The 26,069-nt window shown below is 58.8% G+C and carries 17 protein-coding genes; 7 read left to right on the forward strand and 10 right to left on the reverse strand.

Features of this window, described 5'->3' with window-relative positions; all coding sequences use genetic code 11:
* Nucleotides 1–13 precede the first annotated feature (13 nt).
* Nucleotides 14–1,207, reverse strand: coding sequence for an MFS transporter (locus J3P91_RS20225; protein ID WP_434601536.1), 1,194 nt, complete (start codon nucleotides 1,205–1,207; stop codon nucleotides 14–16).
* Between the two features lie 102 nt (nucleotides 1,208–1,309).
* On the opposite strand from J3P91_RS20225, the gene J3P91_RS20230 reads away from it, so the two are divergent.
* A complete protein-coding gene (locus tag J3P91_RS20230) occupies nucleotides 1,310–1,849 on the forward strand; it encodes a TetR/AcrR family transcriptional regulator (RefSeq protein WP_305499468.1) in 540 nt (179 codons plus the stop codon).
* A gap of 253 nt (nucleotides 1,850–2,102) precedes the next feature.
* Nucleotides 2,103–5,573, forward strand: a complete 3,471-nt coding sequence (locus tag J3P91_RS20235; protein ID WP_434601537.1) for a hybrid sensor histidine kinase/response regulator — start codon at nucleotides 2,103–2,105, stop codon at nucleotides 5,571–5,573.
* Nucleotides 5,574–5,716: 143 nt separating this feature from the next.
* On the opposite strand, the gene rmuC is transcribed toward J3P91_RS20235, so the two are convergent.
* Nucleotides 5,717–7,105 carry a DNA recombination protein RmuC gene (gene rmuC, locus J3P91_RS20240; RefSeq protein WP_434605188.1) on the reverse strand — a complete coding sequence of 463 codons (1,389 nt, stop codon included), beginning with the start codon at nucleotides 7,103–7,105 and terminating at the stop codon, nucleotides 5,717–5,719.
* A 175-nt stretch (nucleotides 7,106–7,280) separates the two neighbouring features.
* Nucleotides 7,281–7,604: a sel1 repeat family protein gene (locus J3P91_RS20245; RefSeq protein ID WP_434572466.1), complete on the reverse strand. Its 324-nt coding sequence runs from the start codon at nucleotides 7,602–7,604 to the stop codon at nucleotides 7,281–7,283.
* Nucleotides 7,605–8,537: 933 nt separating this feature from the next.
* On the opposite strand from J3P91_RS20245, the gene J3P91_RS20250 reads away from it, so the two are divergent.
* The 3 genes from J3P91_RS20250 to J3P91_RS20260 all read left to right on the forward strand — a co-directional run bounded on the left by J3P91_RS20250 (nucleotide 8,538) and on the right by J3P91_RS20260 (nucleotide 10,940).
* The gene (locus J3P91_RS20250) at nucleotides 8,538–8,762 is read left to right on the forward strand and encodes a hypothetical protein (protein ID WP_007898912.1); all 225 of its coding nucleotides are present in this window, start codon (nucleotides 8,538–8,540) and stop codon (nucleotides 8,760–8,762) included.
* 276 nt (nucleotides 8,763–9,038) lie between these two features.
* On the forward strand, nucleotides 9,039–9,521 hold the full coding sequence (locus tag J3P91_RS20255; protein ID WP_434601538.1) for a hypothetical protein: 483 nt from the start codon (nucleotides 9,039–9,041) through the stop codon (nucleotides 9,519–9,521).
* A 144-nt stretch (nucleotides 9,522–9,665) separates the two neighbouring features.
* A complete protein-coding gene (locus J3P91_RS20260; RefSeq protein WP_305499461.1) occupies nucleotides 9,666–10,940 on the forward strand; it encodes an OmpP1/FadL family transporter in 1,275 nt (424 codons plus the stop codon).
* Between the two features lie 90 nt (nucleotides 10,941–11,030).
* Here J3P91_RS20260 and J3P91_RS20265 read toward each other — a convergent pair whose 3' ends face one another.
* The 3 genes from J3P91_RS20265 to J3P91_RS20275 all read right to left on the reverse strand — a co-directional run bounded on the left by J3P91_RS20265 (nucleotide 11,031) and on the right by J3P91_RS20275 (nucleotide 13,430).
* Nucleotides 11,031–11,582 carry a glutathione peroxidase gene (locus tag J3P91_RS20265; RefSeq protein ID WP_434572462.1) on the reverse strand — a complete coding sequence of 184 codons (552 nt, stop codon included), beginning with the start codon at nucleotides 11,580–11,582 and terminating at the stop codon, nucleotides 11,031–11,033.
* Nucleotides 11,583–11,764: 182 nt separating this feature from the next.
* A complete protein-coding gene (locus tag J3P91_RS20270; protein ID WP_434605190.1) occupies nucleotides 11,765–12,964 on the reverse strand; it encodes an MFS transporter in 1,200 nt (399 codons plus the stop codon).
* Nucleotides 12,965–13,025: 61 nt separating this feature from the next.
* Nucleotides 13,026–13,430 (reverse strand): MarR family winged helix-turn-helix transcriptional regulator, encoded by a 405-nt coding sequence (locus J3P91_RS20275; protein WP_434601539.1) that lies wholly within the window; start codon nucleotides 13,428–13,430, stop codon nucleotides 13,026–13,028.
* 302 nt (nucleotides 13,431–13,732) lie between these two features.
* On the opposite strand from J3P91_RS20275, the gene J3P91_RS20280 reads away from it, so the two are divergent.
* Together J3P91_RS20280 and J3P91_RS20285 are read left to right on the forward strand one after the other, a co-directional pair.
* Nucleotides 13,733–14,008, forward strand: a complete 276-nt coding sequence (locus tag J3P91_RS20280) for a response regulator transcription factor (protein WP_434601540.1) — start codon at nucleotides 13,733–13,735, stop codon at nucleotides 14,006–14,008.
* 195 nt (nucleotides 14,009–14,203) lie between these two features.
* On the forward strand, nucleotides 14,204–14,797 hold the full coding sequence (locus J3P91_RS20285) for a response regulator (protein ID WP_434601541.1): 594 nt from the start codon (nucleotides 14,204–14,206) through the stop codon (nucleotides 14,795–14,797).
* A 39-nt stretch (nucleotides 14,798–14,836) separates the two neighbouring features.
* Here the strand turns inward: J3P91_RS20285 and J3P91_RS20290 are convergent, their stop codons facing one another.
* From J3P91_RS20290 to J3P91_RS20305, 4 genes are all read right to left on the reverse strand, one after another.
* Entirely contained in the window at nucleotides 14,837–18,592 is a 3,756-nt protein-coding gene (locus J3P91_RS20290; protein WP_434601542.1) for a sugar-binding protein, read from the reverse strand.
* A gap of 88 nt (nucleotides 18,593–18,680) precedes the next feature.
* Nucleotides 18,681–21,488, reverse strand: a complete 2,808-nt coding sequence (locus J3P91_RS20295; protein ID WP_434601543.1) for a hypothetical protein — start codon at nucleotides 21,486–21,488, stop codon at nucleotides 18,681–18,683.
* Entirely contained in the window at nucleotides 21,478–23,973 is a 2,496-nt protein-coding gene (locus J3P91_RS20300) for a hypothetical protein (RefSeq protein ID WP_434601544.1), read from the reverse strand. The genes J3P91_RS20295 and J3P91_RS20300 overlap by 11 nt, the downstream gene beginning before the upstream one ends.
* Nucleotides 23,974–24,069: 96 nt before the next feature.
* On the reverse strand, nucleotides 24,070–25,863 hold the full coding sequence (locus J3P91_RS20305; RefSeq protein WP_434601545.1) for a hypothetical protein: 1,794 nt from the start codon (nucleotides 25,861–25,863) through the stop codon (nucleotides 24,070–24,072).
* Nucleotides 25,864–26,069: the final 206 nt, after the last annotated feature.

Below are 26,069 nucleotides of genomic sequence, written 5' to 3' on the forward strand. Positions count from 1 at the left end.
TACAGATAAACCCTCACGATCCCACCCCCTCCGCCAGCGGTTCTGCAGGCTGGCGCAGCAAGCCCGCCAGCGCACCGACTGCCATCACAATCAGCACGGCGCCGTAGCCATCGGTGGTCGGAATCAGCCCGAAAATACGCGTGAGGTTTCCCGCCAGCAACGAAGGCAGGCTGAAGGCCAGGTAACTGAGCACGTAGAACGCCGACATCAGGCCGGCCCGTTCGTGGGGCAAGGCCAGCGGCATGATGCTGCGCAGGGCGCCGAGGAATCCGGCGCCAAAACCGCTGCCAGTGATCAAGGTGCCAATGAAAAACCACGGCAGACTGGCCGTGTGTACGGCCGTCAATACCAGGCCCAGGCCGAGCACCAACAGGCTGGCGCCAAGCCGCAGCATCGTTCTTGCCGCCCGGTTACGCAGCGTGTAGATCGACAAGGCACCACTGAGGGTGAGCACAGCCACCAGCGCGCCGCCTATCAGGTTCGATGTCGAACCGGTCGCGGCCCGCACCAGTGATGGCGCCAGGGACAAATAGAATCCCCCGACCGCCCAAGCCGCCAGGTCCAGAGGCAATATCAGCCACAAGGCGCGCCGGGCCTGGACAGGTACATGCAAAGTCGGGCGCAACGATCGCCAGGCCCCGGGCTGCGGGCTTACGCTTTCCGCCAGGCGCCACAGATAAATCGCCTGGAGGAGAAACAATGCCAGCAGCAGCCAATACGTCAATTGCAGCGGCATCGGCGCGAACTCAGCCAGCAGGCCGCAGCCCATCGCGCCACACGCCATGCCGAGCAATGGCGCCACGCTGGTGATCAGCGGCCCCTGCTGACGATCGAAGTCCAGCAACGCCGCCCCCAATACACTGGTGGCCATTCCGGTGGCAAAACCTTGAATCAAACGCGCACCGATCAACCAGGCGACGCTGTCGGCGTTGATAAACAGCAGCATCGCCAGCATGTTGAGCAGCAATGCCGCAAAGATCACCGGCTTGCGACCGAGATAATCCGACAGCGAACCGACGACCAGCAAAGCCGCCAGCAGACTGAACGCGTACACGCCGAAGATCAGTGTCAGGATCGCCGGGGAAAACTGCATATGTTCCTGGTAGAGGTGGTACAACGGCGTCGGCGCGCTGGACGCCGCCAGGAAGCCGAGCAAGGTGAGCGCCAGAAATATCAGGCTGGCGCGGGTCGAAGCTGGACGAGACATGGGCACGCTCCACAAGGCATTCACAAAAGCTAATTTTTTGCTTTTGTGGAGTGTGCTACTGGCATGCGCTTAAAGCAAATTCTTTGTGTTAAGGTCCGATTCATGGCTATTAAAGAAGGTTTACGCCCCGGCGGCAGAAGCGCCCGGGTTCAAGAGTCGATTCATTCGGCCGTTCGCGCGTTATTGCAGGAGCAGGATCGCGCCAGCCTGACCGTGCCGCAAATCGCCGCGCGTGCCGGGGTGACGCCATCCACCATTTATCGCCGTTGGGGCGACTTGCAAGCGCTGCTGGCGGATGTCGCCATCGCACGCATGCGCCCGGACGGCGAGCCGGCCAATACCGGCAGCCTGCGCGGCGACTTGCGCGCCTGGGCCGAGCAGTATCTGGACGAAATGAGTTCCGAGCCCGGCCGCAACATGATGCGCGACATCCAGGCCTGCGCCACGCCGGGCTATTGCGTGGGCATTATCAGCGGTCAGTTGCAGATTATCCTGGACCGCTATCCCGATGAGCCGAATCCGGGCATCGAGCGGTTGGTGAATGTGATCGTGGCGCCGACGGTGTTTCGTATCCTCTTTGCCACTGCACCGCTGGAGGTCGAGGAGTTGTATCGGTTGGTTGACATAGCGTTGGGTCAGTGAAACCGCCATCGCGAGCAAGCTCGCTCCCACATTGGAGCTGCGGCGTACACAAATATTGCCTTCAATGGGAACCAGTGTGGGAGCGAGCTTGCTCGCGATGAGGCCGGCAACAGCGCCACAAAACAGAAGCGATCACCCCAACCGCGACACCCCCCCCCCCCGCCCCGACCTTGGTCGACACTGACGAACCCGAGCGGGCATGCGAGACTGTCGTGCCGGGCCCGAGCCCGGGGATATTTGTCCGGGAGTTTCCATGTCGCTGTCCAGCGGGCTGATTGCCGTTGTCGCCTTGGCCTATATGGCCATCATGTTTGCCATCGCCTTCTACGGCGACCGACGCAGCACGCCGTTGCCGCCGCGCGTGCGGGCCTGGGTCTACAGCCTGTCGCTGGCGGTCTATTGCACCAGCTGGACCTTCTTTGGCGCCGTGGGCCAGGCCGCCGAACAGCTCTGGTCGTTCCTGCCGATTTACCTCGGGCCGATCCTGCTGCTGGTGTTCGCACCGTGGGTCCTGCAGAAAATGGTGATGATCAGCAAGCAGGAGAACATCACCTCCATCGCCGACTTCATCGCCGCCCGCTACGGCAAGTCGCAGTCCCTGGCAATTGTGGTCGCCCTGATCTGCCTGGTCGGCGTGCTGCCCTACATCGCCTTGCAGCTCAAGGGCATCGTGCTCGGCGTGAACCTGCTGATCGGCGCCGGCGCCGACGCCATGGGCACCCGGGCCCAGGACACCGCCCTGATCGTCTCGCTGATCCTGGCGCTGTTCACCATCGTCTTCGGTACCCGCAACCTGGACGCCACCGAGCACCATCGCGGCATGGTGCTGGCGATTGCCTTCGAGTCGCTGGTCAAGCTGTTCGCCTTCCTGGCCGTCGGCGCGTTTGTCACGTTTGGCCTCTATGACGGTTTTGATGACCTGTTCAACCAGGCGATGCTGGCGCCCCGCCTGGAGCAATACTGGAAGGAAACCATCAACTGGCCGTCCATGGTCGTGCAAACCGGCGTGGCGATGATGGCGATCATCTGCCTGCCCCGGCAATTCCATGTGACCGTGGTCGAGAACATCGACCCGCAGGACCTGCGCCTGGCCAAGTGGGTGTTTCCCGCGTACCTGGCGCTGGCCGCGCTGTTCGTGGTGCCGATCGCCCTGGCCGGGCAGATGATGTTGCCCAGTTCGGTGCTGCCGGATTCGTTCGTCATCAGCCTGCCGCTGGCCCAGGCCCACCCGGCCCTGGCGGTGCTGGCGTTCATCGGCGGCGCGTCGGCCGCCACCGGCATGGTGATCGTGGCGAGTGTCGCCCTGTCGACCATGGTTTCCAACGACATGCTGCTGCCCTGGCTGTTGCGCCGCAACAACGCCGAGCGGCCCTTCGAGGTGTTCCGCCAGTGGATGCTGTCGGTACGCCGGGTGAGCATCGTCGTGATCCTGCTGCTGGCTTACGTCAGTTACCGGCTGCTGGGGTCGACGGCGAGCCTGGCGACCATCGGCCAGATCGCTTTCGCCGCCGTGACTCAGCTGGCGCCCGCGATGCTCGGCGCGCTGTACTGGAAACAGGCGAACCGACGCGGCGTGTTCGCCGGTCTCGCCACGGGAATTTTCCTCTGGTTTTATACGCTGGTGCTGCCGATCGCCGCCCACAGCCTGGGCTGGTCACTGAGCAGTTTTCCCGGCCTTGCCTGGCTGCACGGCAACCCGCTGGACCTGCCGATTACTCCGCTGACGCAAGGGGTGGTTTTGTCCCTGGCCGGCAATTTCATCCTGTTCGCCTGGGTCTCGGTGTTGTCCCGCACCCGCGTGTCGGAGCACTGGCAGGCCGGGCGCTTCATCGGCCAGGAAATCAGCGCCCGCCCCAACCCTCGTTCGATGCTCGCGGTACAGATCGACGATCTGCTGCAACTGGCCGCCCGGTTCGTCGGCGAAGAGCGCGCGCGGCAGAGCTTCATCCGTTTCGCCTACCGCCAGGGCAAAGGTTTCAACCCGAGCCAGAACGCCGACAGCGAATGGATCGCCCACACTGAGCGCCTGCTGGCCGGTGTGCTGGGGGCCTCTTCGACGCGGGCGGTGGTGAAGGCGGCAATTGAAGGGCGGGAGATGCAACTGGAGGACGTCGTGCGGATCGCCGACGAAGCGTCCGAGGTGCTGCAGTTCAATCGCGCGCTGCTGCAAGGGGCTATCGAAAACATTACCCAGGGCATCAGCGTGGTGGACCAGTCCCTCAGGCTGGTGGCCTGGAATCGTCGCTACCTGGAGCTGTTCAATTACCCCGACGGACTGATCAGCGTCGGCCGGCCGATCGCCGACATCATCCGCTACAACGCCGAACGCGGCCTCTGCGGGCCCGGCGAGGCCGAGGTCCATGTCGCCCGCCGCCTGCACTGGATGCGCCAGGGCCGCGCGCATACCTCGGAACGGCTGTTCCCCAACGGCCGGGTGATCGAGCTGATCGGCAACCCGATGCCCGGTGGCGGCTTTGTCATGAGTTTCACTGACATCACCGCGTTCCGCGAAGCCGCCCAAGCCTTGACCGAGGCCAACGAAGGGCTGGAGCAACGGGTGGCCGAGCGCACCCGGGAACTGTCGCAGCTGAACCTGGCGCTGACCGAGGCCAAGAGCACCGCAGAAGCCGCCTATCAGTCCAAGACCCGCTTCCTTGCCGCCGTCAGCCATGACCTGATGCAACCCCTGAATGCCGCGCGGCTGTTCTCCGCCGCGCTGTCCCACCAGCATGACAGCCTGCCCGGCGAAGCCCGGCAACTGGTGCAGCACCTGGACAGCTCGCTGCGTTCGGCGGAGGACCTGATCACCGACCTGCTCGACATCTCCCGCCTGGAGAACGGCAAGATTAACCCCGATCGCAAGCCCTTCGTGCTCAACGACCTGTTCGATACCCTGGGTGCCGAATTCACCGTGCTGGCCCAGGAGCAAGGGCTCAAGTTTCGCGTTCGTGGCTCGCGCCTGCGGGTCGACAGCGACATCAAGCTACTCCGGCGGATCTTGCAGAACTTCCTCACCAATGCCTTCCGCTACGCCAAAGGTCCTGTGCTGCTGGGCGTTCGCCGCCGCCAGGGCGAGCTGTGCCTGGAGGTCTGGGATCGCGGCCCCGGCATCGCCGAAGACAAACAGCAGGTCATTTTCGAAGAGTTCAAGCGCCTCGACAGCCATCAGACCCGTGCCGAAAAAGGCCTCGGCCTGGGCCTGGCAATCGCCGATGGCCTGTGCCGCGTGCTTGATCACAGGTTGCGCGTGCGTTCCTGGCTGGGGCGCGGCAGCGTGTTCAGTGTCAGCGTGCCGTTGGCCAGCACCCAGGCCGCTGCTCCCAGTGCCGCGCCCGAACCCAACGGCCAATTGCCGAGCGGGGCCCAGGTGCTGTGTGTGGACAATGAAGACAGTATCCTGATCGGCATGAGCAGTTTGCTGACGCGTTGGGGGTGCCAGGTCTGGACCGCGCGCAACCGCGAAGAGTGCGAGCGCTGGCTCGCCCAGGGCGGGCGGCCGCAACTGGCCCTGGTGGATTTTCATCTGGACGACGGCGAGACGGGCACCGAGCTGATGGCCTGGCTGCGCACGCGCCTGGGCGAACCGGTGCCGGGGGTGGTGATCAGCGCCGACGGCCGGCCGGAGACGGTGGCGCAAGTGCACGCGGCGGGGTTGGACTACCTGGCCAAACCGGTGAAGCCGGCGGCGTTGCGGGCGTTGTTGAGCCGGCATTTGCCGTTGTGATCAAGGGGGCACGGTCTCCTGTGGCGAGGGAGCTTGCTCCCGCTTGAGTGCGCAGCACTCATAAAAGAGGGGCCGCTGCGCAGCCCAGCGGGAGCAAGCGCCCTCGCCACGGGGGGGGGCGCTTTCAGGCCTTGAGAAGTGCTTCAGCCTCGGGTGTCCGTGCTGGGTTCTTCCGCCACCTCAGGCAACCCATCCACATCCGCCATCGCGCGCTCCAGCAGCTCCGTCGGCAAGCTCTTGCTCGCCCGGGCGCCGAGCAGCTTCAGTTGTTCGCTGCGGCTGATCAGGTTGCCGCGCCCTTCCGTCAGCTTGTTGCGCGCAGCGCTGTAGGCTTTGTCCAGTTGCTGCAGGCGGTTGCCGATTTCATCGAGGTCCTGGATGAACAGGACGAACTTGTCGTACAGCCATCCGGCGCGCTCGGCAATTTCCCGGGCGTTCTGGCTCTGGCGCTCCTGTTTCCACAAGCTGTCGATGACCCGCAATGTCGCCAGCAATGTCGTCGGGCTGACGATCACGATGTTGCGGTCGAAGGCTTCCTGGAACAGCGTCGGCTCGGCTTGCAACGCGGCGGAAAACGCGGCCTCGATCGGCACGAACAGCAACACGAAATCCAGGCTGTGCAGACCGTCCAGGCGCTTGTAGTCCTTGCCGGCCAAGCCCTTGACGTGGGCTCGCAACGACACGACATGCTGCTTGAGGGCGAGCTGGCCGATGGCGTCATCTTCGGCGGCGACGTATTGCTGGTAAGCCGTGAGGCTGACCTTCGAATCGACTACTACCTGTTTATCGCCGGGCAGGTAAATCAACACGTCCGGCTGGAAACGCTCACCGTCCGGGCCCTTGAGGCTGACCTGCGTCTGGTATTCGCGGCCCTTCTCCAGGCCTGCGTGTTCGAGCACCCGCTCGAGGATCAGTTCGCCCCAGTTGCCCTGGGTTTTCTGCCCCTTGAGGGCGCGGGTAAGGTTGGTGGCTTCATCGCTCAGGCGCAGGTTCAGTTGCTGCAAGCGCTCAAGCTCCTTGCCCAAGGAAAACCGCTCGCGAGCCTCGGCCTGATAGCTTTCCTCGACGCGTTTCTCGAACGACTGGATGCGCTCCTTCAGCGGATCGAGCAGTTGTCCCAGACGCTGCTGGCTGGTTTCGGCGAAGCGCTGTTCACGTTCGTCGAAGATTTTTCCGGCCAGCTCGGCGAACTGCGCCCGCAACTCGTCGCGCGAACCTTGCAGGTCGTTGAGGCGCTGCTGATGGCTTTCTTGCTGCTCGCGCAATTCGGCGTGCAACGAAGCCGCCTGGGCATCGAGCCGCCGCAGTTCCGCTTCCTTGTTGGCCCGTTCGAGATTCCAGGCGTGGGCCGCGTCCCGAGCATTGTCGCGCTCGATCTGCAGCAATTCGACTTCGCGACTGGCCGCCGCGAGCTCGGCCTGTTTGGCGGCATTGGCCTGGCTCAGGTCACTGATTTCGTCGCGGCAGGCATCCAGCTGGGCGTTCAACCCATCGTGGGCCATGTGCGCGGTCGCCAGGCGTTCTTCCAGCAGGGCGAGTTCGGTCTGCGCCGCGCTGGCCTGGCGTTGCAGATGCCAGGCCAGGGCCAGCAACGGCAGCGCAGCGCCCGCCAGACCAAGCAACAGGCTGGTCAAATCCATAGCCATGACAGTTTCCGCGGATGAAATAAAGCCCGAAGGTTAACCAAGCAACCCGGCGTTGCACAGCTCAGTCTTCGATTTCACCCAACGCCTGGCGAGCGCGGTGATCGCCGGCCCGGGCGGCCTGGCGCAGCAGGTCCTGGCCGATGCGCCGGTCGCGAGCGTTACCGCATTCGCGGCACATCAGCTGGCCGAGACGGCTCTGGGCGGCCACCACGCCTTCACGGGCCGGTTGCTTGAGCAGGCGGCCGGCCAGGTGCTTGACGCTGGGGCTGTCGCCCAGGCGCGGGCTGTCGAGTAACCATTCGGCCACGCGCATCGAAATACGCTTGGGTGGGGTAACACCCTGGGGTGTGGAGGTAACAGGATTTGATACTGAGCGGAACTTCATAACGCACTACGGTGACAGGTCAGAAGGCGCGCCACTCTACTCCTTTTTTCGTACGGGTAAAGTCGAAAAAAACCGGCACGCCCGTCCTAGAGCAAGCGGTTGGGACAATCCACAGAAGCTGTGGATAACTCAGTGGACAACCTACCCGGAACTCGCCGCAAGCCCTGTGGAACGGGGCCTGCGCTCAAACTGACGATTTTTTCACCAGCTAAAAAAAGCGATGTTTTTCATTGACTTAAATTTTGGATGCAGGCACCCACCTCAGAATGTTCCTACATGACAGTTCGGTGACAAGCCTCGCTGCAAGTGTGCACAAGTAACACGCGAACCGTTATATGGCCGCGCTTTTTTGACGCATTTGAAGAGGTGGAGCCTGGGGATAAACCGCAGAGTGCCTTGGCTCATCGCCCCGGATTCGCCAGCCATGGAAGGCAGAGCGCGGCGCCCCACTGGTCGGATTTGAATATTAATTGAACACTGGCCTTCCCTTCACGGATTCGATCCGTTAGTATCCGCGGCGTTAGTACCAAGCTGAAAGTCAATTCCAGGTCGAACACATCTCCACGGCCAGCTACCCTCAAGGGCAGCTCCGCCGATAAAAAGAGACCGACCTCCTCGATGGTTTCCAGGTAAATCTTGCGTCAACACTGCCTTTGATCGAATGCAAAGGGTGTCTGCCAAGCTCGTTACTCTGACCGAACCAACCTGCAAAATTGATCAGGATCTTCACCCCGGGCCCAGAACCTTTGCCCTTGATGTGCTGCCTGCCCTCCTAAGTACCTACCTGCCAGCCCAAGCGCGCCTTTTTATAGCGCTCAAACTGGCTGCTTTGTTCCAGTCGGGTTCTTCGTTCGACCAATGGTGGTCGACGTTACTGGAACGTTTTAACGCGGCACGGTTCTTAACCGTGTCATTTGCAGGAACACCCATAACATGTCTACTCAAATCCATACCCAGGATGCCATCCGCACCCTGACCAACGCTTTTGCCCCAATGAACTGCCTGATCATGGCCGCTCGCAAAGGCTGCTTCAGCTTCACGCTGGTCAACGAACACGGCATCGCCCGTCATAGCGAACGCCTGTATCCCGACCAGTACTCCAGCGCAGAACCGCTGCAGGCCGTGATCGAGCGTACCCGCCAGGCACTGGTTGCCTGAGACGCCCGGAAAGCTGAAACCGAAGACCCCGCCCCGAAAAGCGGGGTTTTTTATTGCCTGGCATTTCTCGATAAAGCGCAGCGGCTTAAGTACAAAGCGCTATAACAGCCATAACCGTTCGATGAAGATGGTTTAAAAACAGTCCTTTACAGCAGGGATATGACACTACACTTCAAGTCAAGCGGCCTGATCCGCTTCCGGCGGAGCCTGAACCGATCCACTGCTGCCAAGCCCCACATCTTCAGGCTTCGCCCTTTTTCCCGTCTCGAGGGTTTTATGGGTATCGCTGCCAGCGAACTGTGTCGATACGTGATCCGTCCGACGCTCCTCTACCTGGGGAGTCACAGCACGACGGCGGAGACCTTGCTGCTGGGCATCGCCGCCAGCCAGTCCGGGCTTGGCGCGGCGTTGCACGATCGGCGCGGGCACGGCCTGTACCGCATCACCGAACCTCGCCACCAAGCCTTGTGGGACGACTATCTGGCGCTGGACCCGGAGCGGGCCAGTCTGGTACGCGGCCTGGCGAGCCAGCATGCGTTCCTGAGCGGTCCCCATCTGGAACTGACCGTCAACCTGCGCTACGCCACGGCCATCGCCTGGCTGCTGGTGGAGGAACAGGCCACACCGCTGCCCGAGGCCGGCGACCTGTTGGGCATGGCGCGGATCTGGCGGCAGACTTTTCACCCCCAGGGACGCCTGCGAGATTTCACCTGTGCCTGGCAAAACTGTGTTTCGCCACTGAATCAGGTCGCTTGCTGAATGGAAAATCAGAAAGTTCCTACAACTTCAGTGAATTTGGTCAGATTGTCCTACAAAACCCCTCTAAATCAAGCCATACAAGCTATAGCGCTTGAAGGAAAATGTTGGTAATTTTCGCGTCGGTGATCACCTGGAGTTCTAACAATGAAAAAAATGATGCTCAAAACCACCCTTGGCCTTGCCGTTACCTTGGCATCCACCCAACTCTTTGCCAGTGGTTTTGCCCTTAACGAACAAAGCATCAGTGGCATGGGCACTGGCTTCGCGGGTCGTTCCTCTTCTGCCGATGATGCAAGCACCGTGTTTGGCAACCCTGCCGGTATGTCGCGCCTCAAGCGCGAGCAAGTGACCGGCGGCTTCGCCGTGATCGACGCGTCCACTGATATCAACGATGCCAGCGGTACCCGCTCCGGCACCAACGACGGCGACATGGTTCCGTTCACCGGCGTTCCGATGGGCTACTACGTCAAGCCTATCGATGACAAATGGGCATTCGGCCTGGGTGTTTACGCCCCGTTCGGCCTGATCACCGATTATGAAAACAGCTTCCAGGGCCGCAACTTCGGCAGCAAGAGCGAAGTGAAGGTCGTGACTTTCCAGCCAACCATCAGCTATGCCTTCAACGACAAGGTATCGATCGGTTTCGGCCCGACCATCAACCGTATCTCCGGTTCGCTGGAATCGGCACTGACCACACCGTTCTCGCCTAACGACGGCAACGTCAAGATCAAGGGCGATGACATCGGCTACGGCTACAACATCGGCTTGATGGTCCAGGCTACCGACAGCACCCGTGTCGGCCTGACCTACCACTCCAAGGTCAAGTACAAGCTCGAAGGCCACACCGAAGTGAGCCCGGGTGCCGGTACGCCGGGCTTCCTGTTGAGCCGTGCACGTTATGACGCTTCGCTGGACATCACCACGCCTGAATCGGTGGACTTCTCGGTTACCCAGGAAATCAATGACGCCTGGACCGTCTATGCAGGCAGCACCTGGACCCGCTGGAGCCGCCTGAAGGACATCACCGTCGATAACGACCTGACTGGCGGCGGTGCCCTGAACCCAGCCCTCTTCGGCACCATCACCGAAGAACAGAACTGGCACGACACTTGGGCCTACGCCATCGGTACGTCCTATCAGTTGAACAAACAGTGGGTACTGCGCACCGGCCTGACCTTCGACCAGTCGCCTGCCAACAACGAAGACCGCTCGCCACGCATCCCTACCGGCGACCGGACCATCTTCAGCCTGGGCGCCGGCTGGAGCCCGACCGACGACCTGACCATCGACGTGGCCTACTCCTACCTCAAGGAAGAAAAAGTCAACGTCAACCGCAGCAACGCGCTGGGCCAGGCCTACAACGCTGAATACGAAAACAGCGCCAACGGTTTTGGTGTCGGTGCAACCTACCGCTTCTGATGATTCACGGCGAAGCTGAACACTTCGCCAGCTGAAGCGAAAAAAAGCCCCGCACTCTGCAAAGAGGCGGGGCTTTTTCGTGGCTGGCGGTCAGGGTTTCGAAGCGATGGCCGTTTCCACTGCCTTGATGAAGTCAGGATCGTCGGGTTTGATCCGGCTGGAAAAACTGCCGACCACCCTGCCCTGGCGATCTACAACGTACTTGTAGAAATTCCATTTCGGCGCGCTGGACTGTTCGGCCAGGTGCCTGAACAAGGGGATCGCGTCCGCGCCGCGCACTGGCTGCGGCTCGGTCATGGTGAAGGTCACGCCGTAGTTGACGTAGCAGACCTTGGCCGTCTCCGCGCCATCCTTGGACTCCTGCTTGAAATCGTCAGAGGGTACGCCCAGCACTTCCAGCCCTTGCCCCTTATAGTGCTGGTTCAGCGCTTCGAGGCCTTTGAACTGCGGTGCAAAACCACAGAAGCTGGCGGTGTTGACCACCACCAGGGGCTTGCCAGCGAAGCGCTGGCACAGGTCGATGGTTTCCTTGGCCCGCAGCTTGGGCAGCGAGCCCTCCAGCAGCGGCGGACAATCAGCCGCCCAAACTTGCCCGGCCGCAGCCAGCAACAGGGTGGGAACAGCAAGCCAGCGCATCAGCATGTCGGATTTTCCTTGAAAGCCTGTCAGACCAGGACGTTACTCCGCCCGCCCGACGCCGTCCATTGTTCAGCAGTTACCCATGCCCAATTGCATCAACGCCAACCCGCCCTGGTGCCAGCCCCACCAGGCGAAGGCCAGCAACAGCGCGGCGCCGGCCGCGACCAACCACGGACCGACGCGACTCATGCGGCACCGGCCTGTGCTTGCAGCCGCGCCACCGGACGCTCGCGCACCGGCCAGTTCAATGCCGCCGCCAACAGGCTGAGCAGGATCGACACTTGCCAGATCAGGTCATAGCTGCCGGTGCGGTCGTACACCACCCCGCCCAGCCAGCCCCCCAGGAACGAGCCCAACTGGTGGAACAGGAACACCATCCCACCGAGCATCGAAAGATTTCGCACACCGAACAAGGTCGCGACCGTACCGTTGGTCAACGGCACCGTCGACAGCCACAAAAAGCCCATCGCCATGCCGAAGACATAAGCCGTGGTCGTAGTCACGGGGAGCCAGAGGAACAGGCCGATCACCACCGCCCGCGCCAGATACAAGCCGGTCAGCAACCGCGGCTTGGACATGCGTCCACCCAGCCAGCCGGCCGTGTAGGTGCCGAAGATATTGAACAACCCGACCAGCGCCAGCACCGTTGTGCCGACACTGGCCGGCAAGTGCTGATCGACCAGGTAGGCCGGCAGGTGCACACCGATGAACACCACCTGGAAACCACAGACAAAAAAGCCCACGGCCAGCAGCCAGAACCCCGAATGACTGCAAGCCTCGCGCAATGCTTCGGAGAGCGTCTGCTCATGCCCGGACAGCGGCGCCGGCGCGTCCTTGAGCATGCTCACCAGAGGCACGATCAGCGCCACCAACAAGCCCAGCGCCAGCAGCGCGGCGGACCAGCCAAGCCAGCCGATCAGCCCCAGCGTGCCCGGCAGCATGGCGAACTGGCCGAAAGAGCCGGCGGCGCTGGCGATGCCCATGCCCATGCTGCGTTTTTCCGCTGGCACGGCCCGCCCGACGACGCCAAGGACCACCGAGAACGAGGTGCCGGACAGGCCGATGCCGATCAACAGGCCGGCGCTCAACGACAGCGACCAGGGCGAGTCGGCCATGCCCATCAAGACCAGCCCGAGCGCGTATAAAACGCCACCGATCAGCACCACTTTGGCCGCGCCGAAGCGGTCGGCCAGCGCGCCGGTAAACGGCTGCGCCAGGCCCCAGATCAGGTTCTGCAAGGCAATCGCGAAGGCAAACACCTCGCGACCCCAGCCGAAATCCGCGCTCATCGGCGCCAAAAACAGGCCAAAGCCATGTCGCACACCCAGCGATAACGCCAGGATCAGCGCACTGCCCACCAGGACCCAACCACAGGTACGCCACATCGATGTCATTATTGTTCTCCGGTCGCGGGTATATACCCACTTATCAGCGGACGAACCGGCATCACGCCAGTTCATCCAGCAAGGCCAACAGGGTCGCACGCTTTTCCGCGCCCAGCTTGTCGATCAGTTTCTGTTGCGCCGTTTCCCAGGCCGGCTGCGCCGCCGCCAGTCGGGCACGTCCGGCCTCGGTGAGCTCGACGATACGGTTACGCAGATCCTCGCCCTCGGCCAGCTTCACCAGGCCCTCGCCTTCCAGCACCCGCAGGTTTCGCCCCAGAGTGCTGCGGTCCAGGCCCATGGCCTCGGCCAGGGAAGAAATGCTCGGCTGGTCCAGGCGCGCCAGGTTGTTCAGCAAAGAATACTGGGCAACGTTGATCCCGAAGCCGTCGAGGGCGCCGTCGTAATACCTGCTGACGCCACGGGCGGCACGACGCAGGTTGATGCACAAACATTGAGAGGCAAGCATGGTGCGTGTATATACCCGCGATTAAGTTAACGCAAGTTAATTCAAGGAATGTCACTGCCCCAACACACGGCAAGCAAGTCCCAGCGATATGTCCTACAAGCTGCGTAGCCTCGGCCTGACAGCCTTTTCCCAGTGACCTGCTTAAAGTCCGCACCTGTCAATCCTGACAGGTTTCGCCGGGATTGAATCCAGATATAAGGAGGTATCCCCAGTCCTGCCCAGGCCTTGGGGGGCGCCGTGCAAGCGACAGCAGGACAGCACCGCGTCCACGCCATCAATGATGATGAATGGGAGATTCAATCATGTACCAAGCCAGCACTGTTTCAAGTCGTTCGCCAGCAGGCTCTACCCACCTGCGCGGCGCAGAAAGCAACGAAGCCCAAGCCGTGCGCCTGACGAACCGGGAGAAAGAATTCCTGCAATGGAGCGAGATCGGCAAGTCTTCCTGGGAAATCGCCAGGATCGTCGACTGCAGCGAAGCCAACGTCAATTACCACTTCAATAACATCCGCCGGAAGTTCGGCGTCAGCTCGCGTCATCTCGCCGGGAAAATTGCCCGGGAACAAGGCTTGATCTGATGCAGGCTGGGGTTTCGACGGCGGTGTGGATGAAGTAATCCTGTCGAGGTAACAATGCCCCTGAATGCCCTGTACCCGAGTTGCAACACGGCCAGCCCTGAAGCGCGGGGCAATGCACCCATCGCCTACAGGCCTGCGGTTGATCGATCGTTACGCATCATCCTCGCCGACGACCACCCCGTGGTACTCATGGGTATGGAAATGGCGCTGTCGAACCCGGCCTTTTCAGTAGTCGCCAGGGCCTACAACGCCGATGAGCTGATTGAGCACCTGAAATGCACGCCATGCGACCTGGTGATCAGTGACTATTCCATGCCGGACTGCCGATCTCCCGACGGTCTTACTTTGATGGGTTATCTCAAAAGACACTATCCCAACTGCCCCCTGATGGTGATCACCATGTTGCGCAACCCCTCGGTCCTAAGAGCCTTGCTCGACGCCGGCGTGGATGGGTTGTTCGACAAACGCAGCTCGCTGAGCAATCTCAAGCAAGCGGTCCTGAACATCATCAGGGGGCACCGCCATGCATGTCCTTCGTTCAAGGCCATCCTTGAGGCGCAGCCCTTACCTGTTGCAATATCCAAAGGCCCGTCAACCAAGCTTTCCAACCGGGAACTGGAAGTGGTGCGTTTGTTTGTCCGGGGTTTGTCGGGCAGGACAATTGCAGCGCAGCTGAACCGCAGCGAGAAAACCATCAGCCGACAAAAGCGCACCGCCATGGACAAGCTGGGGCTTGACCATGACGGTGGGCTGGTGGAGTTTGCGCGGGTCAGCGGATTGATCAACTGAGCCCTCGCTTCTACGACATGACACTGGAAACAGCCCCCGTCAGTTCGACGGGCTGGGCCCACTCACCTCGACCAAACGTGACAGCAAATCATAAGAAAGGGCTCGTCCTTCTTCATCCTTGATCAGGTTGCCGTTGGCGTCGTATTCCAAGGTGATATCCGGATAATCGACATGGGAATTCACCACCGCAGTCAATTGAGTCGGATCCTCACCGGCGTATTCAAACTGAGCCTTATTGATTTCGGTCGCCGATCCTTTGATAAAGGTCGTACGGACCTCTTCGTGATTGTCCAGCGCATCGAAAAAGAAGACTTGCTCCGAAATGACATAGCCATACGGGTCCACTGGTGATTGGGGCCCATCGCACCAATACTCCTCAAGTCGTCCACGTAGCTCGTACCGATAGTTCTCATCGCGCAACAACGTTTCGCCCGGCGCCGAGCCTTCACTCAGTTCGCGCTGTTCGACCTGGTCGAGATTGTTCCAGACCTGTTTCAACCACGATCGGGCGCCGTTGAAATCGAACGTGCGCAGCGTTTCGCGCCCCAAGGCGTCGTACTCAAGCTGGATGCTCACCTTGTTGTTCGAGCCATCAACGGTGGAAATACGCTCCGTCAGTCCCTGGACGTTATAGGTGAAGTCACTCCTCACGTAGCCGCCAGTGCCCGGCACACCCAACTCGGTGTAGGCCAGCTTGCCGGTAGTTCGATCATATTCGGACAACTGGACCTGACCGATCACATCGTAGTACCGGATGATCCTTCCGAGCCGACTGTGGACGTACGTCATGGCATAGGGATCAACCACGTCAGTGACTTTGCGTGTTTCCGTCTTGATCTCGCCGCGGACGTCGTAAGTACGTTCCAGTTGGATGTCGGTTTCAGCCGAATTGAGCAGCCGGGCATCTTGGAAATCGTAGCCGTAAATGGCTTCGATCGGCGCCGGAACCTCCTGCAGGCGCTGAATGGTTGCCTCCCCCGCCACAGCCTTGCGAGTGAGCGGTTCATCTGTGAGCTCATAGGCATATTCGTAATGGATCACGTCGCCGCTGGGCTGGATGACCCGATTGGCCTTGGTGTAGCTGGTGTCGTACTCGTGTCGGGTGACTCGGCCCCCGGTCGTCGATTCAACCAAGCGCTCCAGGCTGTCGAAAGCCTGGGTGCCGAGGACCTTGTCGTTGACCTTGATCAGCGTTGGCAGATCGCCACGGCTATGGCCGGCGTATTCACGGACAACTTTGTCCTGCGTCGGCAACGTCGTTTCGAGCATACGATCGAACACATCGTAGACGTAGGACGTCTCGTAACCCGCCGCGTTTTTTTCCAGAGCCGTACGGCCCAGGCCATCGTAGGAATAGCCATGGACGCTGACGGACGCCTGCGCGAGGTCGAACCGCTCGACTTTCACCGGCTTTTCCAGGCGATTGGTGGTGGTGACGGTCTTGCCCATGCCCTGCGTCCACTCTGTGCTGGTGAACTTGATAGGGTCCTGCAGAGTGTGTTGCGTAACGCCCGCTGCATCGGTACTGCTCGACTGCTCGCCCCAGTCATCGAAGGTATAGGTGGTCTTCAAAACCAAGGGTTCGAGTTCCAGCCAATCGATTTCGTGTTCTTCGGTCAACTGCCCCAAAGCGTTATGCGTCGCCCGGTAGGTCTCGCGATATTCGCCAGCGGAGAAGTCGAAATCTTGCTGCTCCTCGCTGACGGGCCGATTCAACCCGTCGAACCAGGTACGGGTCTTGACCTTCTTGACGTTTTCCATCTCCTGCCAAGCCTGCCCGGCCGCCAGCGCCTGGCCGCTGTCCGACGGGCGAACCAGCCGGTAGATGTAGGAACGCGTGGCGGCATAGACAGGATCGTCGGGGGCAACGGTTTCCATCACTACACGCAACAGGGCATCGTAGGTGTTACGAATGCGGATGTCCTTGTCCTGGCTGAGCAGGGGCTCGCCGTTGAGCAGCGAACGCTCCGTACTGACGACCTTGACCAGGCTGTCATGTCCGGTAAAGGTCTCGGTAGTGGCGAACGCGGTTTCACCCAAGAGCACCTCTGAAGCCTTGTCCGTCTTGTTCTTCCTGGCCTTTTCCTCATCCGTCTTGATGCTGTACTGATAACCCGTCGTCGAGACGTACGATTGATCTGCGCCAACCCGCTCGACAGTTTCCAGTTCAATGAGCCCATGTATCAAAGGATCCAGCGGCGTGTCGAAATACCCGGAGCGGGTGGTTTCCAGCAAGACGTCCGCCTGGTCGACTTGATAAAGGGCCTGCTCGGCGACAACTGCCCAGGGCTCCTTGATGTCGCTTTTGGCAAGCGTTGGCAGCTCGATATAACGGTAGCGGGTCCGTAGGGTTGGCGCGCCGGCCTGCACGTCGGGGACACGCAACGGATCGGTGGTCGGCGTGGTGGTTGTTTGCTCGACATGCCGGACAAACCCGTAGGGATCCTTCGGGCACTGGCCGACAACGCCCTCGGCCGGGTAGTAAGTCGTCGTCTCGGTAACGCCGCTGGCCTGGACACTCAAGGTCTGGTTGCCATGAATGTCGTACTCGCTCAGTTCGACATCCTCGCGCAATACCCGTGGGTCATCCGTCAGTTCCCAGCGTGTGGTCGCTTCCTTCAGAAGCTGACATTGGCGTGGCTGCTGGTCGAAAGGCGCCTTGGGGTCATCGTCCACATAATAACGATTGCTGAGAGTCTGCTGGTGTGTGCCCTGGAGAGTCGTCTGTGATACCAGCAAATGGAAGCGGTTGAAGACGCGGGTGACGCTGCGTATCGCGTTCGCTCCGACCAGCTCCTCGGTGGTTTGATATTCATAGGCATCGAGGACTTTATAAAGGTTATCCAGGCCATCGTCCGTCCAGTTGATGCTGCTGCCGTAACCCAGGAAGTTATGCCCATCGGCTCCGTAGCTGTATCGAACCTCGATGGGCGCTTGGCCGGCGCCAGGGTCGGTGATATGCCCGGTGACCCTGGGCAACTTGCGTTGCTCATTGCCGTTGCCCGGGAAACCATGCCCCTCGTCCTGGTACAGGACGCGCTCATGCCCCCCCAACGGTGTCCAGACCTCGCTGATGACGTCCTTCTGCGGGTCATATTCGAAACGCCAACCTGCCTCTTCAACAGTCGGTAACGTGATCCTGTCGACCCGGTCGTTCCTGATATCCAGGATCACCTCGGCCAGCGGGGCACCGCCAACGGGGGTAAAGCCGATCCTGACGGCATGCGTCTCGGTGTCACGGACCACTTGCAACAGCAGGCCATTGTCGTCCCGAATGGCACTGAGCATCGGCTCACCATTGACCACGATGTAGTCCAGGCTGATTTCGTGACCTTGCGGTGAAAATATCCTGACAGGCACAGCCGTTTGCGGAGAGGCGCCCTTGGGCTCCAGCCACTCCACCAGGCCTGACTTATGCACGATCTTGAATTGGCTTTCAGAGAGCTCATAAAACTGGAAGTTCTCGATCTTCTGCTCTTTCATTCGCCGGCGATTGGCAACGCCTTCGTAGGGACCGGTCACTTTGAAGGTCTCGCCGGAATACACCGAGACGACCTGGGTACTGGGCGTGTATTGGCTCAGTTGCAGATTCCAACCCTTGCCGTAACCGCTGTCGACCGTGTTCATCGGGTTATAGCTGAGCACCAGCGGCACCGATGGGCCACGCAAATGGTTGCTGAGCAGTTCACGCAGCGACAGGGAAACGGTATAGATACCGGTTCGTGGGTCTACACCCGTCTGGATGAAGCTCATGAAGTTGAAGGCGTTGGAATGCACGGCGGTGGAAGCGGTCATGATGAACCTCGCGAATAAGCCAGGTGAACTTCAATGTTCGTGCTGGGCAATACGACCACCGCCGCATTGCCCAGCAGAATGATCGTTTTCAGCCTTTCTTGCCGGCGAAAGAAACACTTAATCGATTGCGGTCACCGGACTGGAAGCTGATCGCAAGCTCATGATGGTTGCCTTCATTGTCCGTCAGGTAGACCTCCAGTGGAGAACTCTCCATTGGATACAAGAGCGGATGCGCGCCTCGTCGAACGTTATCGTAATGGTCACGCCGGAACAGCCCGACCCTGAATAAACCCACGCTCAGAGAATATTGTTGAATCATTTCAGGCTTGGGTTTTTCGTCGAGGTTATCAACTAGCGCCTGGTCATAATGCAGGACGTATGTTTCGGGTTTCTTCAGCGGATCGCCATAGCCATAGCCGGTGTAGCTGAACATGGTTTCATTGGCGGCTTGGCTTTCCCACTTCACCATCGAGAAATGTTCGCCGCGCACCTCTGCGGTCTGGAAGTCCACACCCACCCGGCCCTCGCGCATATAGGAGAGGTCCCAGTAGTCTGTCGTCTTGAGGAAATGATCAAAATCGTAGTCGCCCTCCGGATCACTTCCTCCCCCACCCTCCACTCGGGTACGCGTAAGCTCGTAGTGAGCGAGAGTAGGAGTGGGCGGAGCGACGGGCTTCAGCGTCACGATGCCGTTCTCAATGTTTTCTGTATCCGAGCGATACGGGACACCCTGACTGCTTTCAAAAACCGCATACAAACGAGTAACCTCAGTGGTGCGGCCGACCATATACACACGCACCCTGCTCGGTTCAGCCTGCTTGCCAGGCGCCACTGAGCTCATACCTGCATAGGGTTTGAAACGATTGGGAATTCGCGTCTGTGCCCACTGCCCGCCGGGCTGCGGAGGCTCCTCGGCCATGATGCCTTCCTGCAATGCAGGGAGCTCCGGGACCATCTGGTTGGAGCCGACGTGATAGATCTTCAGCGACTTCTCCTCTTCGGGGGTCAGCCGTGCCCCGTCGGTTTCAATGAACGCTTCCAGCGGCAGTTGTTGATAACCGTTGGCAAACATTGCCTCGCCACCAAGGGGTTTAAGGTCGAACTTTACCAGGCCCTCCCAACCGGGCTCCTCCTGGTGGGCGGCGAGTTTTACGATGCTGTAGCCTGCATAGATGAGCATGCCACCCACAATAATCTCGCACCTGATGAAATCGAAAGATCGGGAAGACGCTGCGGGCGCGGTGTAGACGCCTTTATCATCTACCGTTCCGTCTCCTATCACTCTCCAGGTGCGCTCGACTTCCTCTGGAGCGTTTGATTTTTCGGTGAATAGCTGGGTCGCGGAGCGCCCCACTCCGCCGACGAACCGCGGCTCTATCTCAAGTGTCGGAGCAGCTCTTGTCAGTACCACCGACGCTTCGACCGATTCACCCGCGTTATCCGTAACGATGATGGGGTCAACAACCGTGAATTCGGGTAACTCAAGCAATTCGCTGGCCGCCGGTGGTGTATAGATCGCCGTATTACCATTGCCCTGGACCGCCAGTGACCCATAGTTCGGTTGCTTCCAGGTCAACGTCGAGCCACTGAGGGCTGATGCGACAAAGGTCACGGTTTTTGTCTGGTGCCCCTCGATACGTGCCGCGGCTTCGGGAGAAATCGCCATCGACCGGGTCGTGACCAGCAACAGTGCCCCCACTTGATATGTCTGCTGCGTATCGGGATCGAAATAGGAAGCCGTGACTATATTGCGCACCAGCTCCTTGCCCAACATCTCTCGGGAAACGGGGCTGTAACGTCCGGCAGCGTCGATGCTGCCCGCCGACGTATTCGAATTGAGGCTCTTGACCGTCCAACTGACACTTACCGGGGCGCCATTGAAAAGCGCCGTGTATGCAACAGGCTGGCTCCCGGCCTTCACCACGCGAACCGCGGGCTCGATGGTCATCGATGTTCTGGAAGGGTCGAGACGACCAAAAATCACCAGATCCTTGGGCGTATCGCGGGAAACTTCAACAAATACATTCTGCTCTCCGGGAAACAAAAGGCTCTGGATCAGCGCCAACTTGTCAGGATCGGAACGCTCCACATATTTTTCCGCCAGGACCACCGTTGCCGAAAAATCCCCGTCATCGGGAATCAGGTACGGGAATCGGTCCGGCGATGGGTAATCCCCGCCCATCTCGTCCCCCCTGAGCTGCACCATGACCACTACCGCGCCGTCTGGCGCATTGACAGCGTCCGCCAGTTCGGCTCCGGGTGCACGTTGCGTCAGCAGCTCGAAGTTTGTCGGGGTCAGGTCGCTGTCGCCTTTCAGGTCGAGGATGCCCAACACATATACCTGCTGCTCGGGCGGCAGGTGTTTGAAGACTTCATCGAAGTGCGTGCCTATCTTGACTTGACTGGCCACCGGCCCCGCGAGGTTGCATGAGAACTTCACGCCCTTGGATAAGTCCAGCGTCACCCTGCCCAGGCGATCAACCACCCCCACCACAACGGAAAGGTCCAATTCCACCGTGAGCGTATAACCATGGGCTTCGCTGATGTCGAACTCATACATCAAGCCGTAGGTATCTTCATAAGCGGCAAAGTTTCCGCCCAAAATACTCAAGGTCAACTTGGCTCGGGAGTTGCTTATATCGGCGGGCTCGAACGATAGCAAAGGCTTGCCCAACATGACATTTGTCAGAACGCCTTCCTCGGATCCCGAGTCATTGAGGTTCATACTGCCGGAAAATATCGGCAAATAATTCGTACCGTCGTATTTTTCCAGCCATTGTTGCTGGAGCACCCGATTAAGCCGCTCGCGATTGAAGGCACACACGGCCCCCCAGCCTTGGGTAATCGAATACTCCTTCATTTTTGCCAAAATATCGGCACGTGAATTACTGGCCATTTCGATTATCCTCGGCGAGGGTGGCGATGCGCTGCAGACAGCCTTTGATTTCTTCGCTGGCATTCGCGGACGGATTGATTGACTTGAGCTCTTCGGAGACCGCATCCAACAAGACGTTCAACGTCTCAAGGTCTGGAAAAGGATCTTCTTCCACAATCGGCTTGTCCGGCAATGGCGAAAGCGGCAACGGCAGAATGGTGAAACCGTCAAGCTTCATCCCCGAGAGATCAAGTATGACCGTGATCAGCACAAACTGACTGCTGGTGGTTCCACTTGCCGTAAAAATCCCGGTAGCAGGATCAACTTCTCCAGCATCAGCGGGTATACATCTCCACGCCAAAGGCTCGGTGGGTATCTGATCATTAAACGAGGCAACCAATTTCACCGACTCATAAGGAGCTTGCTCAAACGCAGCCTCAATAACCACTAATTGAGGCCGGTACTTGACCACCATCAGGGTATTCTGTTCTTGATCGGTTGTTGTGTTTTTTACAACCACTTCATCTATTGTGAAAGACTCGACGGATTGCTCTGGTGCGAACGGCGCGGTGTAGAGATTTTTTCCTTCTCCATCTGCGTCAGCAGGAATACTGCCGCTGCCGACGACGCTCCATTTCAGTGCGCCGTTCAAAGTGTGCGCCGACAGTTCGCGAGTCTCAGGGGCCACGCTTGGCTTGGAAGCGTTGCATATTTCAATCAGCGGGTTCAGGGTAATGGTTCTGGCGACGACCGTAACCAACGCCCTGGTGGTATGGACCCCAGCGATGGACGCGGTCACTTTGACCCGCATATAGGTCCCATGAATATCGGCCAAGGCCGGGGCGGTATAGAGACCTTGTGAATCAATGGTTCCGACACCCAGAGTGCCGCCATCGAGATCCTCGACACTCCAGTCGATGGTGCCGCTAGGGGTAGGGGTTACCGAAAATTGGCGTTTCTCGTCATAACCCAGCTTGACTTCCATGGGGTCGATGGCAAACGTGGTCAGGCGGGGGCTGATTGCGCCGAAAAGGACCAAGTCCCCCGTCGGATCAACTCTCTTAAGCTGTACCGCATCATCAGTATTAAAAATAATTGAATTAAGGATAAATAGATCGATTGCTTCAAGCCCGTTAATCGCTGACAAAACTGCGTTGGCCGCATGACTTTGTATGGTGTTGCTGAATTCCCGACTGGCTAGGTATGACCAGACTGCTAGAGGCACGTCTTCCGTGACAATATAAGTATATAACAGCTCGGCTGATCGGAGCTCAACGTGAAGCCGGCGCGACGCCGCATCGAGAGAAAAAGCGTAATCTGCACTTAAACCAATCCCAAGCTGAAATGTGTAGTTGCCCCCATCAAACACACAAGTCATGGTGTGCTTTATATCTTTATTACCCATGCCCACTCTCAGGTGAGGAGTGCCGTCCTCATTCCTGTACATTGTCATGGTCAACTTGGAGTACTCATCAATAAAAATAGGTAGCCGATACCCAAAGAACCTAGTTTTCCATGCGCCGTGACTCGCTTCAAATTCTGGAATCTCCAAATAACCATCGGTGCTTTCCACTTCTATTATATGAACAAAGCCCCTATCATCCTTCGTACCCTTGAATGTGGCATTTGGTGCACTGAATGCCCTGGCCGTACCTTTGCCGATAATTTCATGCATGAAAAAATTCGAGCCAAATAACATTGATGCATTGAGATCAGGCTGGTCACTGGGCAATGGATACGACCAATCATCTCCAGGCAAACCGCCTTGCATTGAGCCTTCCATGGCAATACGCATTTCAAGCGCGCCATTACCGTAGTTCTCCGCCTCGAGTGAATCGCCACCGACTTCCATAATGGTCCGCAACTTGAATGAGGCGGGCTTGATTATTTCCTGAGTCGTAGTATCCAACATACCCAAGTGAAATTGCCGCTTTTCCTCCGGAGTCTCACGAAATTTGCGTTTGAAAAACGCTCCGGCCTTCTTCTGCTGAAGGGGAATACGATCACAGGTCTCTAGCCAAAGTCTATTTTGTGAGGCCGAATCGCCCAGATCCAACTGCACTTCACCCTTATCATTGACGCTGCCTTGAACCTCCTTGAGCGGTACCTTCCTGGCTTCCAGTGTCGGATGATCCAGAGGATCATAGGAACCGATTCTGGTGACCTGAGGGAAACTCAGGGTGTCGTCCAAGCTGATGTCCTTGCCACCGACGACGGCCATGCTCATCATGACCTCGCCGGTATTGTCCGGGTTATTATGAAAACTCAAACGTGGCGTATCGGTGACGTAATCCAGCTTCCATCGCCAAGTGCTTTCTGATACGCCATAGGCTTCATTGATGGGTGGCATCATCGAATTCGTGTGATGTTTTTCGACGTACTCCTGAAGCAGCAACTGGTTGCATTTATCGCGATCGTAAGCAACCAATGCATCCCAATCACTCGTACGAGGCTCCAAGCTGGCCCATTTAAGGTATTCGCTCAGTGTTTTACGTTCTGCCGCCATGATATTCATCCTCTGGGGTAAATTAGTATTTCCCTGCGACTAACACTTCTTCAAGCGCGCACTCAGCAACCTATTGATCGTTCGGTTGTTATAAGACTAAGTCTGCAGCGTAAACCTTGCCGGCTCAAACAATGTCTCCGCCCCCGGCTCGTAAACTATCTTGACCTGAACTTCTACCGCACCCAGTTGGAAATCCTCGAAACTGGACCTTGCAAGATTTTTCTCAATTTGTTTATTAGTAACGTCCGCAGCTGTTACCGGGTAGTTTTCAAGAATCGGGACAATCAAGTCAGATCCATCCTGGCCCTTACCCATAATCTGCGCGGTTACGACCTGACCATCACGCATATAAAGCCAAGAGAGGAGCGTGAACAATTCGCCTTCATTTCCGATCCGGCTTACATATATAGTTCCGTTATTCGCCTGGCCTTGCGCGGACTGGATGGCTCTGTAGAAGCGTTTCTCGATCGACAACACCCGCACAGTAAAAATTTCCGACTGCACGGCAGGCTCGCCTGACTGCTGAACGGTGTAATAAACCCGCACAGCCTTATCCAGATTCGAGGGAATGAATTGCGCTGGAATGTTGTAGGTACGCCCATTCGTCGGGACTGTCGCGATATGTTTACCGCCGTCGCCATAACCTTCCCAGTGCAGTTGAACGATGTCCTCGGGGCCGTAGTTGGCAAGCGGGTCGATCAAGATAGTTACGCCGGTAGCGGCCTTGTTTGTGACATTCAACAGACCTTCGCCCTCTACCGGATTGTCCGGGTCGACGTAGGCGTCCAGCACGATGACCATCGGCAAGTACAGGGGCTCTCGTACGTTTACCCGATAAGGTTCCGAGGAGCGTGCCGTTCCCTCCCAGGCATATTGATAGCGCAAATCGATCGTTCCGCCCTGACTGGCGGCGACCCAGTCGGCGTCCAGGTGTAACTCGAAAAACCCCTTGCCCAGCGTGGACGCATCGACACGGGCACGCAGGATCACCGGATCCACATCCGCGAGTGACGACGAGACATGACAAAGGAGCTCATCCCCCACTTCCATACCGGGGTAGCCTGCGATGCGCAGCAGCAAGCCTTCCGGGAACAAGGCGGGATTGAGCGTGCCGCCGTCATGCCCGTCGATTTCCAGAGGCGGCAACCCGACCGAGGTCGGTGGCAGCAGCTTGAATGTCTGCGCAGGGGACTGGGTGGTTTCTCCCGGATTGCCTACATATTGGATACCGTAGTGCACCTGCATGGTTCCATCCTCGGCCCGCAGCAGATCGGAGCGATTAAGAAACAGGCCCAGGGGTTTGCCCACGCCCTCGTCTTCGAGCGTCCGTGAGTTTTTGAGCGCAGGCAATTCCATGCCGTCGGAGTCAAACCGACGGCAATACAGGGTCACCGTGTCTCCAGCGGCCATCGCCTGGTAAGGCGCCACCCAAGGAGTAAAAATGCGAGGTTCATCCTCAACGAGTGACAGGTGAAGATCGTGCGATTCGCGGATCTGCAACACCGGCAGGGTCGCTACCGACCTCGGACGTTTGCCAACATAGAAAAACAACCGAAGCGATTCGTCTCCGGGCACGCCGCCGGGTTTTCTCACACGATATGAATAAAAAACCGTACCGTTGCGAAGCGCCTGCAGCAGACTGTTCTCGATCAAGACCGGCATGCCGTCAGGCGTGACTTCCTCCCCGATCACTTCGACTTCGTCATTGAATTTATCGACTATCTCGCCGGATTCGCCACAACCGAACCAATTGACAACAATGAAGTCCGCGTCGGCGAGGCCGTCGTACTTTATAAAGGTTTCAAGCTCCTGCGCACCCAGTTCCTCAAGATCAACGGCATTATCCGGACCTAATAAAGGAATGACCGGTGCCGGATTGGAGAGCGTCATCTTTGATTCCTTGGCATGGAAGTATTGAGCGATCCACAGGATCACTTGGGTTCAGGTATATAGATTTACGCCCTAACGACGCTCGTTGGAACTATCAGAACTGTTAGGTTTACCGAGGCGGCGTCTCTGCTAGCGTTGTCAGGTGAAAGCTACGTTATGCGTAGCGAGGAAGCCCAATGAATACCAACTCCGACAAAAGGAATTAA

Source organism: Pseudomonas sp. Z4-7 (assembly GCF_051131965.1).
Lineage (GTDB): Bacteria > Pseudomonadota > Gammaproteobacteria > Pseudomonadales > Pseudomonadaceae > Aquipseudomonas.